The following is a 1,525-nucleotide window of genomic DNA, read 5'->3' as shown; positions in this document are numbered from 1 at the left end:
CGGCGAGTATGATGCTGTTTCGCATGTGTTACGTAATGGTTCGGGGAATATTAAAGAAAAGATTCGAGAGGTATTCCAAAACCGGTTATCGACGAATGAAATGAATCAGTTGGCAACCCTTGTCTACTATCCAGAAGAGAAGCTAGACCGAGTGTTAGCGGATATTACAGATGTAGAGGAAGAGCATGAATTCTATACGTTAACAATTTCTAGAATGGTGGAGTTGGGACAATTTGTTGTGTCTAAATACACCCGTTCAAAAGTGCGCAAGGCTATGCCAAAAGACATGTCTTACATCCTTGAGGAGTTGTTATTTAAGGATTCTGTCTTGACCAACAAGGGGTCTTACTACTGGAATATCATTCAAAATGTAATCGAATTAGGGGCAGCAAACCGTCTAATTGAAGCCTTGTCTGAATTGATGCAGGAACTTGTTGTCGATCATTTACACGTTTTAGGGGACATCTATGACCGTGGGCCGTCACCTGATAAAATTATTGACTTATTGGCTGCTCAGAAATCCATCGATATCCAATGGGGGAACCATGACGCCATTTGGATGGGGGCTGCTTCAGGATCACGCGTTTTGATTGCCAATGTATTACGGATTTGTGCCCGTTATGACAACTTAGAAATCATCGAGGATGGCTACGGTATTTCACTGAGACCCTTGGTGGCATTCGCGGAGGCTACATACCCGGATGACACTATCGCGGAATTCATGCCTAAGATTGACGATGCGGTGGACCATTTTCCAGAAGAAGTGAAACAAATTGCCAAGATGCAACAGGCAATCACGATTATTCAATTTAAATTAGAAGCGCAAGTCATTAAACGCCACCCTGAATTCCAAACCGACAACCGCCTATTCCTTGATAAATTAAACTTGGAAAAAGGAACTGTACTCGTTGGAGAGAAGGAATATGACTTGAAGAATACGACGTTCCCTACGGTAGACCCGGCAGATCCGTTCAAACTCACTGAGGATGAAGAGTTTGTGATGGCGAAATTGCAATCTGGTTTCTTAAACTCTGACCGTCTGCAAAAGCATATTGCCTACCTATATAGTAAGGGGTCATTGTATAAAGTCTACAATGAAAACCTGTTATATCACGGTTGTATTCCGATGAATGAAGATATGTCATTTAAGGCGGTTGAAATTCACGGCCGTTCATATGCAGGACGGGAATTGTTGGATCAATTTGAGAAGTCTATGCGTCAAGCTTTTGCGGCTCAAGGACCAAATGAAGACGAAAACCCTGATTTGGATTACATGTGGTATATCTGGCAAGGGGAAGGGTCGTCGCTATTTGGAAAGACCAAGATGACGACGTTTGAGCGTTACTATATTGAGGATGCTGAAACACATCATGAGCCAAAAAATATTTACTATACTTTACGTAATGACAAAGAGTGTGCTGAATTGATTTTAAGCGAGTTTGGTATTCGTCCAGATCGAGGGCATATTGTAAACGGCCATACACCGGTTAAAGAGCGTAAGGGTGAAGACCCAGTTAAAGCGGAT

Annotated in this window: 1 protein-coding gene; it reads left to right on the top strand. The window is 42.4% G+C overall.

Features of this window, described 5'->3' with window-relative positions; genetic code table 11:
* On the top strand, nucleotides 1-1,525 hold a 1,525-nt coding region (locus ACRCJ0_RS13795), incomplete at both ends, for a fructose-1,6-bisphosphatase (protein WP_431390799.1).

It is taken from the genome of Aerococcus sp. L_32, from assembly GCF_050689315.1.
Note: the sequence above shows the minus strand (reverse complement) of the source record. Positions and strands in the feature narration are given on the sequence as shown.